General features: G+C 69.9%; 22 protein-coding genes and 1 tRNA gene. 13 read left to right on the top strand and 10 right to left on the bottom strand.

Going from position 1 to position 18,035, the window contains the following annotated elements:
• The first annotated feature begins 165 nt into the window (after positions 1-165).
• From VNG13_11540 to VNG13_11495, 10 genes are all read left to right on the top strand, one after another.
• The gene (locus VNG13_11540; protein HVA61151.1) at positions 166-261 is read left to right on the top strand and encodes a putative leader peptide; all 96 of its coding nucleotides are present in this window, start codon (positions 166-168) and stop codon (positions 259-261) included.
• 68 nt (positions 262-329) lie between these two features.
• Positions 330-2,051 (top strand): nitrite/sulfite reductase, encoded by a 1,722-nt coding sequence (locus tag VNG13_11535; GenBank protein HVA61150.1) that lies wholly within the window; start codon positions 330-332, stop codon positions 2,049-2,051.
• A complete protein-coding gene (locus VNG13_11530; GenBank protein HVA61149.1) occupies positions 2,048-2,230 on the top strand; it encodes a hypothetical protein in 183 nt (60 codons plus the stop codon). Before VNG13_11535 ends, VNG13_11530 begins: the two co-directional genes overlap by 4 nt.
• Before the next feature lie 47 nt (positions 2,231-2,277).
• Complete coding sequence (locus VNG13_11525) at positions 2,278-2,433, top strand: hypothetical protein (protein HVA61148.1); 156 nt, start codon at positions 2,278-2,280, stop codon at positions 2,431-2,433.
• A 57-nt stretch (positions 2,434-2,490) separates the two neighbouring features.
• A complete protein-coding gene (locus VNG13_11520) occupies positions 2,491-2,979 on the top strand; it encodes a tRNA adenosine deaminase-associated protein (GenBank protein HVA61147.1) in 489 nt (162 codons plus the stop codon).
• Positions 2,980-3,013: 34 nt separating this feature from the next.
• A complete protein-coding gene (locus VNG13_11515) occupies positions 3,014-3,511 on the top strand; it encodes a tRNA adenosine deaminase-associated protein (protein ID HVA61146.1) in 498 nt (165 codons plus the stop codon).
• The gene (locus tag VNG13_11510; GenBank protein ID HVA61145.1) at positions 3,508-3,996 is read left to right on the top strand and encodes a nucleoside deaminase; all 489 of its coding nucleotides are present in this window, start codon (positions 3,508-3,510) and stop codon (positions 3,994-3,996) included. The genes VNG13_11515 and VNG13_11510 overlap by 4 nt, the downstream gene beginning before the upstream one ends.
• 10 nt (positions 3,997-4,006) lie before the next feature.
• Positions 4,007-4,093: transfer RNA gene (locus tag VNG13_11505), tRNA-Ser, on the top strand.
• Between the two features lie 317 nt (positions 4,094-4,410).
• Entirely contained in the window at positions 4,411-5,541 is a 1,131-nt protein-coding gene (locus tag VNG13_11500; protein ID HVA61144.1) for a Fic family protein, read from the top strand.
• Between the two features lie 105 nt (positions 5,542-5,646).
• Positions 5,647-5,772: a hypothetical protein gene (locus VNG13_11495; protein ID HVA61143.1), complete on the top strand. Its 126-nt coding sequence runs from the start codon at positions 5,647-5,649 to the stop codon at positions 5,770-5,772.
• A 412-nt stretch (positions 5,773-6,184) separates the two neighbouring features.
• Here the strand turns inward: VNG13_11495 and VNG13_11490 are convergent, their stop codons facing one another.
• From VNG13_11490 to VNG13_11480, 3 genes are all read right to left on the bottom strand, one after another.
• Positions 6,185-7,357, bottom strand: coding sequence for an acyl-CoA desaturase (locus VNG13_11490; protein ID HVA61142.1), 1,173 nt, complete (start codon positions 7,355-7,357; stop codon positions 6,185-6,187).
• A 7-nt stretch (positions 7,358-7,364) separates the two neighbouring features.
• Positions 7,365-8,552: a ferredoxin reductase gene (locus VNG13_11485; GenBank protein ID HVA61141.1), complete on the bottom strand. Its 1,188-nt coding sequence runs from the start codon at positions 8,550-8,552 to the stop codon at positions 7,365-7,367.
• 135 nt (positions 8,553-8,687) lie between these two features.
• Positions 8,688-10,172: an amidase gene (locus tag VNG13_11480; GenBank protein ID HVA61140.1), complete on the bottom strand. Its 1,485-nt coding sequence runs from the start codon at positions 10,170-10,172 to the stop codon at positions 8,688-8,690.
• A 96-nt stretch (positions 10,173-10,268) separates the two neighbouring features.
• On the opposite strand from VNG13_11480, the gene VNG13_11475 reads away from it, so the two are divergent.
• Positions 10,269-10,514: a DUF2277 domain-containing protein gene (locus tag VNG13_11475; protein ID HVA61139.1), complete on the top strand. Its 246-nt coding sequence runs from the start codon at positions 10,269-10,271 to the stop codon at positions 10,512-10,514.
• Here the strand turns inward: VNG13_11475 and VNG13_11470 are convergent.
• From VNG13_11470 to VNG13_11450, 5 genes are read right to left on the bottom strand one after another with little or no spacing between them, the layout of a single operon-like run.
• Complete coding sequence (locus VNG13_11470; GenBank protein HVA61138.1) at positions 10,483-11,265, bottom strand: type II CAAX endopeptidase family protein; 783 nt, start codon at positions 11,263-11,265, stop codon at positions 10,483-10,485. The genes VNG13_11475 and VNG13_11470 overlap by 32 nt on opposite strands.
• Positions 11,262-11,693, bottom strand: a complete 432-nt coding sequence (locus VNG13_11465; protein HVA61137.1) for a transcriptional repressor — start codon at positions 11,691-11,693, stop codon at positions 11,262-11,264. The genes VNG13_11470 and VNG13_11465 overlap by 4 nt, the downstream gene beginning before the upstream one ends.
• Complete coding sequence (locus VNG13_11460; GenBank protein HVA61136.1) at positions 11,690-12,577, bottom strand: metal ABC transporter permease; 888 nt, start codon at positions 12,575-12,577, stop codon at positions 11,690-11,692. Before VNG13_11460 ends, VNG13_11465 begins: the two co-directional genes overlap by 4 nt.
• Entirely contained in the window at positions 12,577-13,413 is an 837-nt protein-coding gene (locus VNG13_11455) for an ABC transporter ATP-binding protein (GenBank protein HVA61135.1), read from the bottom strand. The genes VNG13_11460 and VNG13_11455 overlap by 1 nt, the downstream gene beginning before the upstream one ends.
• Positions 13,410-14,312 carry a zinc ABC transporter substrate-binding protein gene (locus VNG13_11450; GenBank protein ID HVA61134.1) on the bottom strand — a complete coding sequence of 301 codons (903 nt, stop codon included), beginning with the start codon at positions 14,310-14,312 and terminating at the stop codon, positions 13,410-13,412. Before VNG13_11450 ends, VNG13_11455 begins: the two co-directional genes overlap by 4 nt.
• Positions 14,313-14,427: 115 nt before the next feature.
• Between VNG13_11450 and VNG13_11445 the strand changes: the two genes are divergently transcribed.
• Complete coding sequence (locus VNG13_11445; GenBank protein ID HVA61133.1) at positions 14,428-15,219, top strand: SDR family oxidoreductase; 792 nt, start codon at positions 14,428-14,430, stop codon at positions 15,217-15,219.
• Here the strand turns inward: VNG13_11445 and VNG13_11440 are convergent.
• On the bottom strand, positions 15,216-15,638 hold the full coding sequence (locus tag VNG13_11440) for a hypothetical protein (protein HVA61132.1): 423 nt from the start codon (positions 15,636-15,638) through the stop codon (positions 15,216-15,218). The genes VNG13_11445 and VNG13_11440 overlap by 4 nt on opposite strands.
• Before the next feature lie 258 nt (positions 15,639-15,896).
• On the opposite strand from VNG13_11440, the gene VNG13_11435 reads away from it, so the two are divergent.
• A complete protein-coding gene (locus tag VNG13_11435) occupies positions 15,897-16,289 on the top strand; it encodes a hypothetical protein (GenBank protein ID HVA61131.1) in 393 nt (130 codons plus the stop codon).
• 499 nt (positions 16,290-16,788) lie between these two features.
• On the opposite strand, the gene VNG13_11430 is transcribed toward VNG13_11435, so the two are convergent.
• A complete protein-coding gene (locus VNG13_11430) occupies positions 16,789-17,331 on the bottom strand; it encodes a hypothetical protein (protein HVA61130.1) in 543 nt (180 codons plus the stop codon).
• Positions 17,332-18,035 lie beyond the last annotated feature (704 nt).

The raw sequence follows: 18,035 nt of genomic DNA, 5'->3' as shown, positions 1-18,035 counted from the left end.
TCGCCGACGAGCTCCTGACCCTGGCCACCGCCAAGGGACAACCCGCCCACAAGCCCCCCGTCACCCCCGCGTGTCAGGCGGACCTTTCCGGATGACGCAACGACCCGAGCTTGCCGGACCTATTGACGTGAGGCAACGGGGCAAGCATTGTGCGACACTGTCCGCATGACCGCCGCCCCCGACGTCGCTCGCCGCAGCGTGCTCACCGCACGCCGGCATGTCGATCTGGTCCGGGTCGCCAGCGCGGTCTGTTGCGGCTGATCCCCGCCCCACTCCGAACTGCGATCCCGCCGGCGCCAATGCGCGCCACGGCCGGAAGGACATTCGACATGCCAGCCCCCCGCGGTGGCCAGGGGCAATGGGCGCTCGGTCACCTGGAACCGCTCAATCCAAACGAGCGGATGAAACGCGACAACGACGGCCTGCTGGTCCGGGACCGGATCCTCAACCGGTACTCGGTCGGCGGCTTCGACTCGATCGATCCGAGCGACCTGCGCGGGCGGTTCCGCTGGTACGGCCTGTACACCCAGCGCCGGGAAGGTATCGACGGCGGCCGCACCGCCATCCTCGAGCCGGAGGACCTCGAGGCGCCCTTCTTCATGCTCCGGATCCGGATCCCCGGCGGGCAGCTCAGTGGCGCTCAGCTTCGGGTGGTCGCCGACATCGCGACCCGCTACGGGCGGGACGTCGCCGACGTGACCGACCGGCAGAACGTCCAGCTGCACTGGATCCGGATCGAGGACGTCCCGGCGATCTGGGAGGCGCTCGACGCCGTGGGGCTCTCGACCACGGAGGCTTGCGGGGACACCCCACGGAACATGCTCGGCTGCCCCCTCGCCGGCGTCGACGCCGACGAGATCATCGACGGCACGCCGTACCTGCTGGAGACCAACGCCCGCTACACCGGGGACCCGGCGTTCTCCAACCTGCCGCGCAAGTACAAGACGGTGGTCAGCGGGTGCCCGGTCCAGTGCACGGTCCATGAGATCAACGACATCTCTTTCGTGGGCGTCCTCGGCCCGGACGGCCGCCCCGGTTTCGACCTGTGGGTCGGGGGCGGGCTGTCCACGAACCCGATCGCCGCGGTCCGGTTGGGCGCCTTCGTCGAGCCGGATCGGGTGCCGGAAGTCTGGGCCGGGGTGACCGGCCTGTTCCGCGACCACGGCTACCGCCGGTCGCGGAACCGGGCCAGGTTGAAGTTTCTCGTGGCGGACTGGGGCGCGGAACGGTTCCGGAGCGTGCTGGAGAGCGAGTACCTCGGGTCCCAGCTGCCGGACGGTCCGCCACCGGCGGTTCCGGCCGGACCCCGGGACCATGTTGGTGTCCACCGGCAGAGTGACGGTCGGTTCTACGTCGGGGCGGCGCTCCCCGTCGGCCGGACGTCAGGTAGCCAGCTCACCGCCGTTGCCGACCTCGCCGAGCGGCACGGCAGCGGCCGGATCAGGACCACCGTCGAGCAGAAGATCGTGATCCTCGACGTCCCGCAGGGCGAGGTCGCGGCCCTGGTCGCCGGGCTCGAGGCGCTGGATCTGCGCACGACGCCGAGCGTGTTCAGGCGCGGCATGATGGCGTGCACCGGGCTCGAGTTCTGCAAGCTGGCCATCGTCGAAACGAAGGTCCGGGCGCAGGACCTCTTCGCCGAGCTCGAGCGTCGCCTGCCCGGGTTCACCGAGCCGGTCACGATCAATGTCAACGGCTGCCCGAACTCCTGCGCCCGGTTCCAGGTCGTGGACATCGGACTCAAGGGCTCCCTGGTGAGCGATCGCGACGGCAGGCAGGTGGAGGGGTTCCAGGTCCACCTGGGCGGCCACCTCGCGGGCGACGTCACCGGCGCGGAGTTCGGCCGCAAGGTCCGCGGGCTGAAAGTGACCGCGGGGGCCGCGGCGCAGTTCATCGAGACCGTGCTCCGCGACTACCTGGCGGACCGGAACCCCGGGGAGGGCCTGTCGGCCTGGCTGCGCCGGGCCGACGAGGGGGCGCTGATAGCGGCCGCGGCGGCCGCGGACGCGGGGACGTCCGGGGTGAGCGCCGGGGTGGGCGTGACCCGGTGAGCAGCGGCGGGGAGGCCCTCCAGCGGGCCACCCCGTTCTACTGCCCGTACTGCGGCGAGGAGGATCTGCGCCCGGCCGGGGAGGGCGCCGGCGAGTTTTCCTGTGCCGCGTGCCGCCGGGTCTGGCGGCTGTCCTTCCTCGGGCTGCTCGGCGGCGGGGCGGCGCCAAGCAGCGGATAGGCGAATGTGGCGCTTCGAGCAGGTCGGAGCGGGGGAATCACCCGGAAATGACCGGGGAGCAGGAAGATCGACGGCGGCGGCGTGCCGAGTTCCTCCGCGAGCTGGCCGAGGCCCGCGAGCTGCGCAGCCGGGTGGCCCCCCGGCGCAGCAAGATCGGCCGGGCCCGCGCGGCGCTCCTCCGGATGCGGGTGGCTCGTTACTAGGCGGCTCGGCGCTGCGCCGGGCGCCGGAATCTGCCACCATCGGCCTGGTGAGAACCCATGGCCGCTGAGACCGGCGAGAGTTTCGCCGCTGTCGCGTTCCGCGAAGACGGGGTCTGGCAGGTCGGCCTTCTTCCGGAGCGCCTGGTCGAGGATCTCGATGGCCTGATCGGGGCGCTGCGCCAGCAGCCGGGCGACATCGGCAGCATCGGCCTCGTCAACGTCGCCGACGAGTTCTTCGTCGCGCTCCGGGTGGGCGGCGAGGAGGTCCGCGTGCTGCTCTCCGATGTCACCGCCGCGGTCGCGTGGGACCTTGCGCGGCAGGTGCTGGACCGACTCGAACTCGGCATGCCCGGGGAGAGCGATCTCGACGAGGTCTGGCCGGCCGGCGACCTGTCTATCTTCGACGATCTCGGGCTCGACGAACTCGAGGTGGCCAGCGTCCTGGCCGATCTGGATGCCTACGCTGATGAGATGCTGGCGGCGATCGCCGGCCGGCTCGGTTTTGGTGAGGCCTTCGAGCGGGCATTAGACGCGGCGGTTCGTTGAGTACGGATCCCTGACCGGCTACAAGGAGCGTGTGGTGTCGTATTTCGCAGCCGCATTGACCCGCACCCAGGTCGGCTGGGACGGCACTGAGCTGGATCTGGGCGCCGTCGAGGACCTGGACGGCCTGACCGATCTGCTCCGCGAAGTCGCCGGCGATCCGCCGGCCCAGACCACGCTGATGTTCGTCGAGGAGGACGACGAGTGGCTGGGCATCGTCCGGATCGATGGCGAGGGGGATCCACGGGTCTTCATCTCGGACAACCGGGTGATCGAGGTCAGTGGCCTGGCGCGAATCCTCTACGAGGAGGCGGCACCGATCGAGCCGGCGGAGGAAGAGGCCGACGAGGAAGAGTCGATCAAACCGGCGGCGGATCCGACCGGTGACGTCGAACTGCTCGCCGACCTCGGAACCGCTTCCGCGAAGCTTCTCGAACTTTGCGCCGAGGAGGGCCAGCTGCCGGCCGACATCACGACCGCCCTTTGCGAACGGGCCGGGTGCGTCGAGCAGCTCGAACGCGTTCGCGAGGGGTGAACCCCGCCCGCCCGGTCGCGGACTGGGAGCCGGCGATGCGCCGGGCGGTTCGGCTGGCCATGGAGGCTCTCGACACCGATGACGTCCCGGTCGGGGCGGTCGTTCTCGACCCGGGCGGGGCTGAGGTCGGCGCCGGGTGCAACACGCGTGAGGCGGCCGGCGATCCGACCGGGCACGCCGAGATGATGGCGTTGCGCGCGGCTGCCGCGGCGCGCGGCAGCTGGCGGCTCGAGGGCTGCACGCTGGTCGTCACCCTGGAGCCGTGCATCATGTGCGCTGGTGCGGCCGGGCTCGCCCGGGTCGCCCGGGTGGTGTACGGGGCGGCGGACCCCAAGGCCGGGGCGGCCGGCTCGGTGTGGGATCTGCTACGCGACCGTCGACTCAACCACCGTCCGGAGGTGATCGGCGGGGTCGCGGCCGACGAGACCGGTGAACTGCTCCGAGCGTTTTTCGCGCGCCGCCGCGTGGACCCGCCGGTCCGCTAGGCTCGTCGACGGTGGAGTCGCCTAGTGGCCGAGGGCGCACGCCTCGAAAGCGTGTGAGGGGGCAACCCCTCCGTGGGTTCAAATCCCACCTCCACCGCCGATTGTGATGTCTCGGGACACCGTGCACAGGTGTCCCGAGACATCCTTCACGCCTCGGGTCTTTGGTAGTCCGGGCTTGGGCCGAGTTGGAGTTCTCGCTATCGAGTGATCTGTCAAGGCGTATTTACTTGATCCGTCTAGCGCTCTGGACGATGCTGGTGAAGCGGCGCTCGGGGCGCCAGCGTCGCTGTGCGTCCTTGCCGAGCAGGGCAATCGCGCGGATCGCGGTCGCGAGTGCCGTCCGCAACCCGCCATAAATCGGCGGGCTAGTAACGTATCCTTCCGTAACTGAGGTGTTATTGGAGGAAACTCGCATTGGCCGGGCACGAGGTCGAGATCGACTGGCGAGGCCGGCGGGTCACGGCGTGGGTGCCTGATCCGCTGGCGGGCCGCGACGTAACGCTCAGCGAGACCACGGTCCGACGCACGGAGCAGGCTGCCGCGGCCGGACGTCGCGTGACCGACCGGCTGCCCGTCGGTTGGGAGCCGCTGGCTCGTCTACTTCTGCGCGCCGAAGGCGTCGCGTCGTCATACATCGAAGGGGTCCGCGCCCCCCTCCCCGACGTCGCGGTAGCGGAGATCGATCCCGAGGTCGGCGAGACCGCGGAGTGGATCGCCAACAACCTCGCAGTTGTCGCGGATGCCATCGCCGGGAGCGGTGAGCCGATGTCGGTGGCGCTGCTTCACCGCTGGCACGCGCGCCTGATGCACGGCCCGCACCAATGGCTGCCGGCGGAGATGGTCGGGCAGTTCCGCCCGGTCCAGGGCTGGATCGGCGGGACGTCGCCGCTGGACGCAGCGGTCGTGACTCCCCCACCCGAGCTAGTGCCGGGATTGATGGACGACCTGGTCGCCTATCTCAACCGGGACGACATCGACTCTGTCACCCAAGCCGCCGTCGCGCATGCGCAGTTCGAATGCATCCACCCGTACGGCGACGGCAATGGTCGCATCGGCCGGGTCCTGGTCGGCTGGCTGCTGGTCCGGCGACTCGCGCTGGACGTTCCGCCGCCGATCAGCGTGCCGATTGCTATCGACCGCGGCGCGTACCTCGCGGGGCTGACTCAGTACCGACTTGGTGAGCCCGATCCGTGGGTGCGCTGGTTCGCCGAAGTGATCACTACCGCGAGCGAGGCGACGCTGCGGTTGTTCGAGCAGGTGCTCGAGCTCATCGAGGCATGGAAGGCACGGCTCGCCGACGTCCGCGCGGACTCCGCGGCGCATCGCATCGTCGAGCTACTCCCGCAGCATCCGGTCCTATCCGCGGCAACAATTGCCAAGCAGATCGACGTGTCGGAACGGGCAGCGCGCTCGGCGCTCGCGACATTGGCGGAGCGCGACATCATTACGCCGTTCACGTCGGCGCACTCCGTACCCGGCCGGCCACGTCACTGGTGGATCGCGCCGCAGCTGCTCGCGACCGTCACCCGCTGGTCGGGCACCTGAGGCGCTGACCCTGACTCGGCGCAGAGTGACCGGCGCGTCTTCCAAATCGCCAGGGCCTACTCGAACGGGGACTTCTCGCTTACCGGCTCCTTCGGCGCGCCCGGGGTGTACCGCACGGAAGTGCTGCGGTTCTCGGTGGCGGCCGAGGAGGCCGCGGTCGTGCGGAGACGGCTTTCCGCCGAGCCGGATGTCCTTCGAGTGTGGCTCGAGGACGAGTATTTCGACCTGTGACGCAGCGAAGTTGCTGGCCGTTCCCCGTCGTGATCTGGAGTGGCTGCGCCGCGTCGACCGGGCGGACGTGAGCACCCCCCTGTCAACAGGCGTCCGGTGTACCTCGCCGGTTGCCAGTGGCACTTGCGGTGTCGGCGGTCACGCTCGCGGAGCTGGCGGCCGGGCCGCACGCGACCGCCGACCCGGGTGAGCGGGCCTGACGCCAAGCCCGGCTCCAGCGAGTCGACGCGACCTTCGACCCGCTACCCCTCGACGCGGCGGCAGCGTGTAGTTACCGGCGCAGCTACGGCGCCGCTGGTCACGTCGGACCCCCACTTGCTCGACATCTGTCACCGGGAAGGCATCGCGGTGCCCGACAGCCGAGGCGTCGTGTGGCGACCTCCCGGAGGCAAGGCGCAAACTGGCTGCGCACTCACGCCACGGCGGCCTGCGGGGCGACCGTGCCGGCGTGCCGGCCCAACTGCTCAGCACTCGCCCGCGGGGCTCGACCGCGCGGGCCGCCCCCGGCGGGGGAGCCACTCGGCAGCGTGAGTCGCAGGATGGTGCGCAGCGTCTGCCCGTACTGTCGGTACAGGGGCCCGGTCGTGTAGGGCACATCGAACTTCTCGCACAATCCGCGGACCCGTTCCGCGATCTCCGGGTAACGATTGCTCGGCAGATCGGGGAACAGATGATGCTCGATCTGGTAGCCCAGACTGCCGGACAGGACGTGGAGCAACCGGCCGCCCTCGAAGTTGGCGGACCCCAGCAGCTGACGCAAGTACCACTCGGGCTTGGTCTCGTTCTCGAGTTGCTCCTCGGTGAACTTTTCGGCTCCGTCCGGGAAATGCCCGCAGAAGATGATCATGTAGGACCAGAGGTTGCGGATGATGTTGGCAGTCGCAGTCGCGGTCAGTGTCGAGAGGAAGGCGGGCCCGGACAGGAGCGGAAAGATGAGGTAGTCCTTGCCGACTTGCCGACGAACCTTCCGCCAGATTCCGCGCGTCTGGCGCCTGAGTTCCGCCGGATCCTTCCTGCCCTTACGGATGCTGCCGATGTCGAGGTCGTGGAAGGCCACGCCCCACTCGAACAACAGCGCAAGAAGGGCGTTGTAGATCGGCTGGCCGAGGTTGATCGGATGCCACTTCTGGTCCCGCGTCACTCGCAGAATCCCGTAGCCGACGTCGTTGTCCCGACCCAGCACGTTGGTGAACGTGTGGTGCACGAAGTTGTGCGAGTGCTTCCAATGCTCGGCCGGGCAGGTGGTGTCCCACTCCCAGGTACCGGAATGGATCTCGGGGTCGTTCATCCAGTCCCACTGGCCGTGCATCACGTTGTGACCGATCTCCATGTTCTCGAGGATCTTGGCCGTGGCGAGGGCCAACGTCCCGATCACCCAGGCCGGCGGTAATGCGCTGGCGAACAGGGTGCATCGCGCCGCCACGGCGAGCCGGCGTTGGATGTAGATGATCCGGCGGATGTAGGCCGCATCGTTGCGACCGAGGGAGTCCTCCACATCCCGGCGGATCGTGTCGAACTCCCGACCGAGGGCCTCCACGTCGGCTTCGGTCAGATGGGCGAACGTCTTCACGTCGGAGATGGCCATCGGTCCCTCAGATCTCGAGTACGCAGTCGCCGGCCGCAGCCGTGACGCAGGTTTGGATGCGTTGGTTGCCCGTGTACTCCTCGCCGTTGCGAAGGTCCTTCACCCGGCCCGACTTCAACGGGAGCACACAGGTATGGCAGATCCCCATCCGGCAGCCGAAGGGCATCGGCACGCCGGCGGCCTCGCCGGCCTCGAGCAGGGTCGTCGCCCCGTCGAGGTCGGCCTCCTTGCCGGATCGGGCGAAGACGACGTGGCCGCCCTCGGCGGACGAGGACAGCGTGACCGAGAACCGCTCCAGGTGCAGCCGGTGTCCGACCTGTTCCCTGCTCCAATGTTGCTCCGCGGCGTTCAACATCGGGCCCGGGCCACACACCCAAGCTTCGCGTTCCTTCCAGTCCGGGCAGACCTCGGCCAGACGAGCGACGTCGAGGACCCCGTCCACCTCGTCGATGTTCACCACCAGCTTCAACCCGGGCTCATTCGCGGCCAGGGCGCGCAGCTCGTCTCGGAAGATGACCTGGTCATGGCTCGGCGCCGCATGGATGTGCACGACGTCTGGCAACGTGCCGCGGCGGCGCATCGTCCGCAGCATCGACATGACGGGCGTGATCCCGCTGCCGCCCGTCCAGAACAAGATCTTCGCGGGGGGTGGGTTGGGCAATACGAACTCGCCCTGCGGCAACGCCAACCGGACGATCGTTCCAGGCTCGAGGCCGCTCACCAGGTGGGCGGAGAGGAACCCCTCGGGCATCGCCTTGACCGTGATGCTGATGCGCCCTCTGCCACGTGTCGAAGGAGAGCTCAACGAGTAGGACCGCCAATGCCACCTGCCGTCGAGGCTGACCCCGATGCCCACGTACTGGCCCGCCTGGTAGTCCACCGACCAGCCCCAGCCGGGCTGGATGACGAGCGTCGCGGCGTCCTCGGTTTCCGGGATCACCTCGACGACCCGTCCGCGGATCTCCCGGGCGGTCCAAAGCGGATTGAGCATGTGCAGGTAGTCGTCGGGCAGCAGCGGGGTGGTCATCCGCCTGGCCACGCCGCGGACGAAGTCGCTCGTCGGCAGGATCGCCCTTACCCCGCCCCCGTCAGCGAGCCGGCGGCGGACCTCGAGGGCCGTGGCCCCGGCGACAGCGGCACCCGCGCCGGCGGCCGCTCGGCGGCTTCGGCTGGTGATCGGGGCGATGACCCCCATGGCGGCTCCCGGATGGCAGTATTCCCGGTATCCCTACCGCACGTCGGGCGTGCGCAAACGGGCGGGCCGGCGCCTCGCGCGGTAGTCAGACGACTCCGTCGAGACGTTGGCCCGGCACTTGTCCCGACCGATGCTTCAGCCGGCCGCGGGGGCGCGGAATTGCGGGGCCGGCCCCGGGCCGAGCCCGTCCTCGACGGCCAGGGCCAACCGAAGCAGCACCGCCTCCGACCAGGCCGTTCCGAACAGCGCAAGGCCGACGGGGAGGCCGTGCACCAGGCCGATCGGGACGGTGACGGCCGGGTAGCCGGCGACGGCGGGAAGCTGGGACATCGAGTAGAGGCCGCCGGGGTCACCGTTGACCAGGTCGATCTTCCAGGCCGGCGGGTAGGCCGGTGCGATCAACGCGTCGAGACGATGCTCGGCCAGGACCCGGTCGATCCCGTCCTCGCGGCCCGCTCGACGGCAGCGGGCGAGCGCCTCCAGGTATTCGGGCGCGCCCAGTCCCTGGGTGGTCGCTGCCCGCTCGAACATGTCCTGGCCGAACCAGGCCAGTTCCCGGGGGTCCTCGGTGTTGTGCTCGATCACGGCGGCCAGCGTCGTCGGACAGTGCCCGCCCCGGGTGGCGAGATACCCCTCGACTTCCGCCTTGAACTCGTGGAGGAGCACGGTGAACTCGTCGTCGCCGAGTGTCTCCGGGGCGTCGAGTTCGACGTCGCCGACGATGACGGCTCCGGCGGACGCGAGGGCGGCCGTAGCCGCCTCGGCCAGGGCGTCGAGAGCCGGGTGGCGGCCCCAGGTCATCGGTCGGGCGACGCCGACCCGGAGGCCGGCTGCTCCTCGGTCGAGTTGGTCGCGGTAACCACCGTCGGGGGCCCCGGCGGTCATCGGGTCGCGCGGATCGGGGCCGGCGATCACGTCGAGCACCAGGGCGGCGTCGCGGACCGAACGGGCTAGTGGGCCGACCGTGTCCTGAGTGTGCGAGATCGGCACCACCCCGGCCCGACTGGTGAGGCCCACCGTCGGTTTCACCCCGACCACTCCGCAAAGCGCCGCCGGGCACAGGATCGAGCCGTCGGTCTCCGTGCCCAGTGCGATCGGGCTGAGCCCGGCGGCCACGGCCGCGCCGGAGCCGGAGCTGGATCCGCCGGCACTGCGGTCGAGTGCGTGCGGATTCACGGTGAGACCACCCACCGCGCTCCATCCGCTGGCCGACTGGTTCGACCGGATGTTCGCCCATTCGGAGAGGTTGGTCTTGCCGAGCACGATCGTTCCGGCCGCGCGGAGCCGGGAGACGACGGTGGCCTCCGTTGTCGGGGCGCTGGTGACCAGCGCCGTGGAACCGGCGGTCGTCGGAAGCGCGCCGATCGTGTCGATGTTGTCCTTGACCAGGACCGGAATGCCGTGCAGCGGTCCCCGGACCCGACCCGCGGACCGTTCGGCGTCCAGCCGCTCGGCATCGGCGGCGGCGTCCGGGTTCGATGCCAGCACGGACCGGATCCGCGGGCCGGATGTGTCGATGTCCTCGATCCGTTGCATCAGCCGACCGACGAGCTCGACCGACGTCAACCCGCCGTCGCCGAGCTGTCGTTGGAGTTCGGCGATCGATTCCGTGTCGTCCACTCGGCGACCCTATGCCGCGGGCACGCGAGGGTTTCGGGGGTCGGGCCCGGCCGTCGGCGGTAGCGTCGAAGCCGGTCCAGGAGGAGGTCGAGTCCCGTGTGCCGGAGTATCAAGACCCTGCGCCCGCCGTTCACGGAGGACGTGGGTCCGGAAGACATCCACGCCGCCGCCTTGCAGTACGTGCGCAAAGTTGCCGGCATGCGCCAGCCGTCGCGGCGCAACGACGCCGCGTTCACCCGGGCGGTCGACGACATCGCCGGGGCAACCCGGGTGCTGCTCGGTGAGCTCGGCGTCGGGCGGTCCGATCCAGCTACCCCGCGCGGGGCGCCGGCAGCCAGCTGACATGCCCGGCGAGTAGGACGTATCCCACGAACGCCACCGCGTCGATCAGAGTGTGCGCGACCACGAGCGGAGCGACCCGGCCCCAGCGCTGGTAGAGGCGGCCGAAGAGCAGACCCATCACCAGGTTCCCGGCGAATCCACCGAGCCCCTGGTAGAGGTGGTACGAGCCGCGCAGGACCGCGCTGACCAGCAGGGCACGGTTCTCTCCCCAGCCGAGTTGGCGCAGCCGGTGGAGCAAATAGCCCGCAACGAGGGTTTCCTCGAGGAGGCCGTCCTGCGCGGCCGAGAGCAGCAGGACCGGGATCCGCCACCAGATCGCCGGCAGGGTTTCCGGCACTACCGTGAGGTTGACTCCGGCGGCGCGGCTGGCCAGGTAGAAGCCCAGCCCGGTTCCGCCCACGATCGCGGCCAGCACGGTGCCGCGGGCGAGGTCGGAGCCGGGCCGGCGCCGATCCAGGCCCAAGACGGCGAGTCCCTCGCCGGAGCGGCCGAGGAAGTGCGCGACCAGCGCGACCGGCACCAGGGTGATCGCGATGGACAGCAGTTGCAGGGCGAGGTCGAGCCAGGGTCGACCTGGGGCCAGCGAGCTGTTGAGGATCGCCTGCTGGCGGGCCAGGCCGCCGTGCGCCAGATCGTCGAGGAAACGGACCAGGGCCACGGCTCCGTCCGCGCCGAGCGACAGGGCGAAGACGAGCCAGATTTCTCGGCTGAGTACCGGGCGGGAGGGGAGTGGGCCCGCAGCTTCGGTCACCGGATTCCGGAGCCGGCGCGGGCGCACCCGGTGCAGCTGCCGGACACCTCGACCGAGTGCCGGATCTCGGTGAAACCGTGCCGGGCGGCGATCCCCTCCGCCCAGCGCTCCACCGCGGTGGACTCGACCTCGACGGTGAGGCCGCAGCCGCGACACACCAGATGGTGATGATGGCTCACGGAGCCGCAGCGGCGGTAGAGGTTCTCGCCGTCATCCGCCCGCAAGGTGTCGACGGAGCCGGTGTCGGCGAGTGCTTGCAGGGCACGGTAGACGGTGGTGAGCCCGACCCGCTGGCCCGCGGCCCGCAGGTCGGCGTGGATGTCCTGGGCGCTGCGGAACCCGTCGGCCCGGCCGAGTGCCGCCTCGACGGCGCGGCGCTGGCGGGTGTCGCGGGCGGGCCGCGCGCCGTGGGCCGAGACCGTGGTCACGCTGGGGCCTCGACTCTCGCGCCGTCGATCCGACGCTCGCCGTCCGATCCGCGCGCGCGCAACCGGTCCCTGGCCCTGGCCTGTAACCGGCCACCCGCCAGCCGGGCCGCCAGGTAGCAGACGAAGCTCACCGAGGTGATGAAGAAGCTGGGTGGCCAGGCCGGGTGGAGCAACGCGAGCAGGATGCCGCCGTCGGCGGCGACGAGGGCAAGCCCGATCGAGACCGCGATGGCGGCGCCGGGCCGGTGGGTCAGCCTTTGCGCCGCGGCCGCCGGTGTGATGACCAGGCTGAGGATGAGTAGCACGCCGACGGCTTGGACGGCGGCCGCGACCGCGAGCGCCAGCAGGCACAGGAAGGCGATCGAGAGCAATCGGAGCGGGGCGCCGCGCGCCTCGGCGACGTCGGGATCCACGCTGGCGAACAGCAACGGCCGGTAGAGCAGCGCGAGCCCCGTGAGGGCAAGGACCGCCATGATGACCAGCAGTCGCAGTTCGGCGGGCGAGACGGTGAGGATGTCGCCGAACAGCAGGTGCACGGCCGCGTTCGCGTAGTGGTGGTAGAGCGTGAGAAGCAACACGCCGATCCCGAGCCCGAAGGCGAGCACCGTACCGATAACCGAATCGCGCTCGCGCCCGCGCAGCCCCAGTCCCCCGACCAGCCCGGCGACCAGGAACGACCCGCCAAGCACGCCGTAGGTCGGGTCGAGGCCGAGCAGCAAGGCGGCGGCGGCTCCGGTGAAGCCGAGTTCGGCGAAGGCGTGGACGGCGAAGCTCATGTTCCGGCTGATGACGAAGGGGCCGATGGCTCCGGCGACGACGGCGACGACGGCCGCGGCGATCAACCCGGTCTGCACGAAGTGCTGACCCAGCAGCAGCGCGAACATCAGCAGACTCCCTCGGTCCCGCCGCCGCCTAGGTGGCCGTGGTGCGGATCGCAGAGCGCGTCGTTGCTCACTTCGGGAGCCCCCGCGACGACTACGCGACCACGTACCCGCAGCACGTCCACCGTCGTTCCGTAGAGCTCGGACAGGGTGTCGCTGGTCAGGACCTCGTCCGGCCGTCCGACCGCCCAGCGGCCCTCGACCAGGTAAAGCACCCGGTCGACCAGCGGCAGCACCGGGTTGATCTCGTGAGTCACGAACAGGACGGCCGTGTTCGCGGCCCGGCGCCGGGCATCGATCAGGTTGCTGATCTCACGCTGGTGGAACAGGTCGAGGGAGAGCAGCGGCTCGTCGCAGAGCAGGACCACCGGGTCGCCGAGCAGGGCCTGGGCGACTCGCAGCCGCTGTTGCTCGCCGCCGGAGAGCAGTCCGATCGGCGCATCTGCGTAGTCACGGGCTCCGACCGCCGCGATCAGCTCGTCGGTGCGCGCTCGCCCGGCCCGATCGATCCAGCCGGGCCCCCAGCGGTGGCCGTCGAGACCGAGCCGGACCAGGTCGCGGCCACGCAAGGGAAGGTCGCGGTCGAAGACGCGTTGCTGAGGCACATAGCCCACCGTCGCGCTGCCGCGGCGCGGTGGTCTGCCCTGAACGAGCACCCGGCCAGACGTCAGCCGGGTGAGACCGAGCAGGACCCGCAGCAGGGTGGTCTTGCCGGCTCCGTTGGGGCCGAGCACGGCCAGGAACTCGCCGGCTCGCACCGCCAGGGTCAGTTCGTTCCACAGCGTGCGCTCGCCAAAGCGCAGCGACGCCCGCTCGAGCTCGACGACGGGATCGCTCATCCGGCGGCCGCTTTCCCTAGGGCCTGCTCGAGGGCCTGTGCCTGGCTGAGCTGCCAGGCCTGAAAATGCTCGGCCTGGGGCATCGTTTCGCTCATCCCCACCACCCCGACTCCATGCGCGCGGGCCAGTGCCCGGACCGCTTCGGTGATCGGGGAGACGGTCTGGGTGTTGTAGATGAGCACCCGCGCCCGTCGCTCGGTCATGAGGTTGTCCATCTCGGTGAGTGCCGAGACCGACGGGTCGTTGCCTTCCTCGATCGCCTGGGCGAACGCCGCCGGCGTGACCACGACCAGTCCGGCGTCGAGCAGCAGATAGCCCGGCAAACGTTCGGTGTAGGCGACCGGCGCACCGGCGAACCTGGTCCTGATCGCGTCCAGCGTGGCGAGCAGGGGCGACATCGAACGGTCGAATACCGCGGCCTGGGCCGTGAAGTAGCCGGCGTCGGCGGGGTCGAGCAGGCCGAGATCCCGGGCGATCGCTTGCGCGACCAGCGCGATCCGCGGCGCGTCGTACCACAGGTGCGGGTTGGCGTCCGCTCCGTCGACCCGAAGGATCTTCGCCACCGTCAGCACGACTCGTCCGGAGCTCGGGGCCGCCGTGAGCAGCCGCTCCATGAAATTGTCATATCCGAGGCCGTTTTCGACGACCAGCCGCGCCTCGGCCACCGCCAGTCCCTCCCGGGTGCCCTCCTGGAACAGGTGCGGGTCCGCGGCGGGATCGCTGATCAGGCTGGTCACCGAGACATGCGGTCCGCCGACCTGTTCGACGATGTCGCCGTACATGTTCTCCGCCGCGACGACGGCGATCCGCCCATGGGTGTCGGCGCTGGCCGCACTGCATGCGGGAAGCAGCCCGAGGCCCAGCAGGCTGAGGACGCCGCTGGCGAGGATGCGCCGCACACGTGAATGAAAACGGTTTCCACTTTCGTTGTCAAGCCCGGGCCGACCCCGGAGAGCGCGGATCGCATACGGTCGGCACCGCGTCGCCACCCGTCGGCGACCGGGGGAGGTTGCGGTGAGCGTCGAGTTGTCCGGTGCGGTCGTCGTCGTTACCGGCGGCGCGAGCGGTATCGGCCGTGCACTGGCCTTGCGCCTTGCCGACGAGGGCGCCAGCGCCGTCATCGTCGCCGATCTGGATCACGATGGGGCCGCCCGGGTGGCCGTCGAGATCGGCTCCGCCGGCGTGGGCATCGGGGTCGATGTCGCGATCGAGTCCGATCTGGCCGGACTCGTCGATCGGGTCGAGCGGGAGTACGGGCCGATCGACGTGTGGTGCTCGAACGCTGGGATCGGGCGCGGTGACGGGCTCGGCCACGACGAGGATTGGGAGCGCTCGTTTCGGATTCATGTCATGGCCCACGTCTTCGCAGCCAGGTGCGTACTGCCCGGGATGGCAAGTCGCGGGCGCGGTCATTTTCTGATCACTGCGTCAGCCGCTGGCCTGCTCATCCAGATGGACAGCGCGCCGTATTCGGTGACGAAGCACGGCTCGGTGGCGCTCGCCGAATGGCTTGCGATCCGTTATGGCGGGACGGGCGTTGGCTTCTCCTGCCTGTGCCCGCAGGGTGTCCGCACCCCGATGATGGCGGCGGCCGGTCCCGAGTCGGCGACCCTGGCGGCCGGCGGGATGATCGAGCCGGAGCAGGTGGCCGAGGCGGTCGTCGGCGCGATCCGGGACGGACACTTCCTGGTCTTGCCGCACCCGGAGGTGGCTGACTACGAGCGTCGGCGGGCGGCGGATCGGGACCGGTGGCTCGTCGGGATGCGGCGGGTGGCGGCGAAGCTCGGTATCGCGGAGTCCGGCTAGTCCGATTTCCCTTCCACGAGCACCCTCCGGCCACCGGACTCGGCGGGCGCTACCGTGGCCGTGAGGATCGCGCCCGCGCTGATCAGGATGAGCGCGGCCGCGGTGGCCGGGCGCACCGGGATCGGCCCGGTGAACGGTAGTTGGGCGACCGGGATGGTGACCGGGCCATGACCGGTCGATCCGTTGGCCCCCACCGAGGCGGCGGGGCCCGGTGTCGTCGTTGCGCCGGGCGTCGCGCCCAGAGTCGCGCTGATGCCGGGTTGACCGCCGGGCGCGGCTGGTGACGCTGGTGACGCGGCGATAGTTCCCGGATGCGCGGGCTTGGTGGATTCCGTCCGCGTGACCACAGTCGCGAGCGCCCACCCCATCGTGCCGAGAAGGACGAACAGGATGAAGGGGGCGCTCAGTCGCTGGCTCACCGAGCCATCGCAGCAGCCGCGGGCGGCGTAATCAAGATCATCGGAGCGTTACTGGTCGCGGCAACGCGGCGTGAACCAACGCGGCGGCTCGACCGTGTACCGGTTTGGGTCAGCGTGTTGGACGAAGAGCAAAGGCCAGACATGGTTACCGGGAGCGAAGGCGGATGGGGACCGGCCTTGCCGGTGCACGGCTCAGTGGTCAGCACTACGGCCCGGGTCGGTAATCCACGGCGCGTGGTACTCGGTTACGCCCTGCGCGTGGGCGTGTCTTCCGCCCTGGTCGTAGATGCCGTTGTGCACTTCCGGGATGCGCATCTCTACGACGCCAACAAGGGGTCGCTGCTCAGTCAGGGTGCCTTGTTTCGGATCCAGGCGGTGGTCGCACTCGGGCTCGTCCTGCTGGTCTGGGTCTGGGCCAGCCGTACCACGTGGGTAGCCGCGCTGCTGCTGACCGGGAGCGCCGTCGCGGCCGTGGTCCTCTACCGATACGTCGACGTTGGCCCACTGGCCGGTCTGCCCAACATGTACGAGCCGTCGTGGGGTCCCCCCGGCAAGCTCCTGTCCGCCTTCGCGGAGGGGACCGGCGCCCTCCTCGCGTTGGGCGGATTGGCGTGGACCCTGCGTGCCGCTGAGCCCCGCCCGTCCGCGTGATCTGCTGCGGACCGGATCTTGGGCTAGTTCCCGAACGGACGCGCCGGCCGCTGCGGCGAGGAGCAAGCCGACGCCGTGCCTCGCCTTCGCCGGCCCCGATGCTCCCGGGGATGGCGGAGGTCGACCGCGGCGCCAGGCAATCCTGCGCGCAGGGTGACCCCTCCGGCTGGCGCGGCGGATCATAGCCACCCTGCGGCTCTAGGTGCTCAACCGCGCCGGGATCGGGTCCGACCCGGATCGACTCACCGTCGGCACGACGCTGGTGCTGCCGGCCTGAGCCCCGAAACCCCCGACGCGATCATCGGGAGAACCGCGAGTGTGCAATTCTCGACGGCTCATCGGCGTGTCGGTGTCGGAAATTGCACACTCGCGGTTCAGCGGTCACCGGCGGGCCGCCGCCGTGGACCCCCTCCATGGCTAGCCTGAGTCTCCGCGATCATGACCTTCCGCGGCTGTTTCCCTTGTAGGGCAGGCGTTGTCGACGCTGATGGTGTATGACCTAACTGGTCGCGGGCGGTTGGTGGCTGGGGTTGCCGGGTCGGCGGGGGGCGTGGCGGTCGAGGCTGACGATCTCGCTGAGCCGCTGCTGGGTGGGGGTGGTCTCGGTGAGCATGCGCCGGGCCTTGGGTCGGCCCCGTTCGCCTTGGTAGAGCAAGACGGTCTCGCCGATGTGCCCGAGTTCGTCGAGTAGCGCGCGCACGGACAGGTGTCGGCCGGCGCGGCGGGCTTGGTAGCGCATCAGGTGGGCGATCTGTAGGGCGAGCACGCAGGTGAAGGTGTGTACCCGGATGTTGTGGTCGGTCCAGTGGTGCATCGGGGCGAAGCGGACCACGTGCGGGTCTTTCATCTGCCGGAAGGAGAACTCGGCTTCGGACTGGGAGCGATACCCGGCGACGATCTCGACGATCGGATAGTCGTCGTAGTCGCTGATCAGCACCTGTTTGCCGAACAGCTCTTCCTCGAGGGCAGCGCGGGAGGCCGTGTCGACCCGCCAGGACAGGCGTAGATCTTTGGGTGCCTCGCCGGTCAGCTGCCAGTGCACGACTCGGCGCACCCACGGCTTGGCGGTGATCTGTTCTATTTCGGCGGCTACCTTGTCGCGGGTGCGACGGGGTCTTGCCGCGGGCCAGGGTGGCGGCGAGGGCGTCGAGTCGGCGGCCGGCTTTGGCCATGGTGGTGCCGTCGAACCCGCGCACCTGGGAATCGTGCAGTTCCGGTGAGTGAGTGAGCACGGTCCGTCGCTGCACGCCGTAGACGACCCGCCTGGTGTCGAACGCGGTCAGCTCACCGAACCCGCGTGGTATTGCGTGAACTCCTGCGGCGCGAACAGCACCGTGCTGCCCAGATCGCGGACCCGTTCGTGCACCTCGTGAACCGCTACCCGGTCTTTACAATGAACGCGAGGTGCTGCAGCCCGCTGCGCTGCCGTGAGGATTCACCCGGCTCCAGGCTCGGATACAAGAACAGGAAGGTTCCTGGCTTGCCGTCCGCCGGCCGGTAGGAGAACTACTTCCCTCTGGCGGCGAGCGGCGGAGGCTAGCGACGCTGGGTTGGGTCTGTGTCCTGCTACCTGTGGAGCTGGACCGCTTTGCGGATCTTCCGGGTGGAGCGTGTCTAATCGTCTGTGTGTGAGTTCGGTGCCCGACTCTGGGGCTGCCGGCAGTTGCCGGGGTCTCGGGGAGGAGCGCACGTGATGAGCACAACGACCAGCATGGACGTCGTGAACGACCAGGGCGAGGGTGACGC

Source organism: Mycobacteriales bacterium, from assembly GCA_035533475.1.
Taxonomy (GTDB): Bacteria; Actinomycetota; Actinomycetes; order DATLTS01; family DATLTS01; genus DATLTS01.
Note: the sequence above shows the minus strand (reverse complement) of the source record. Positions and strands in the feature narration are given on the sequence as shown.

Excerpts from the sequence above, each read along its gene's own strand:
- VNG13_11540 (HVA61151.1), top strand. The coding sequence starts at position 166 with ATGACCGCCGCCCCCGACGTCGCTCGCCGCAGCGTGCTCACCGCACGC.
- VNG13_11535 (HVA61150.1), top strand. The coding sequence starts at position 330 with ATGCCAGCCCCCCGCGGTGGCCAGGGGCAATGGGCGCTCGGTCACCTG.
- VNG13_11525 (HVA61148.1), top strand. The coding sequence starts at position 2,278 with ATGACCGGGGAGCAGGAAGATCGACGGCGGCGGCGTGCCGAGTTCCTC.
- VNG13_11520 (HVA61147.1), top strand. The coding sequence starts at position 2,491 with ATGGCCGCTGAGACCGGCGAGAGTTTCGCCGCTGTCGCGTTCCGCGAA.
- VNG13_11490 (HVA61142.1), bottom strand. The coding sequence starts at position 7,357 with ATGGCCATCTCCGACGTGAAGACGTTCGCCCATCTGACCGAAGCCGAC.
- VNG13_11485 (HVA61141.1), bottom strand. The coding sequence starts at position 8,552 with ATGGGGGTCATCGCCCCGATCACCAGCCGAAGCCGCCGAGCGGCCGCC.
- VNG13_11460 (HVA61136.1), bottom strand. The coding sequence starts at position 12,577 with ATGTTCGCGCTGCTGCTGGGTCAGCACTTCGTGCAGACCGGGTTGATC.
- VNG13_11455 (HVA61135.1), bottom strand. The coding sequence starts at position 13,413 with ATGAGCGATCCCGTCGTCGAGCTCGAGCGGGCGTCGCTGCGCTTTGGC.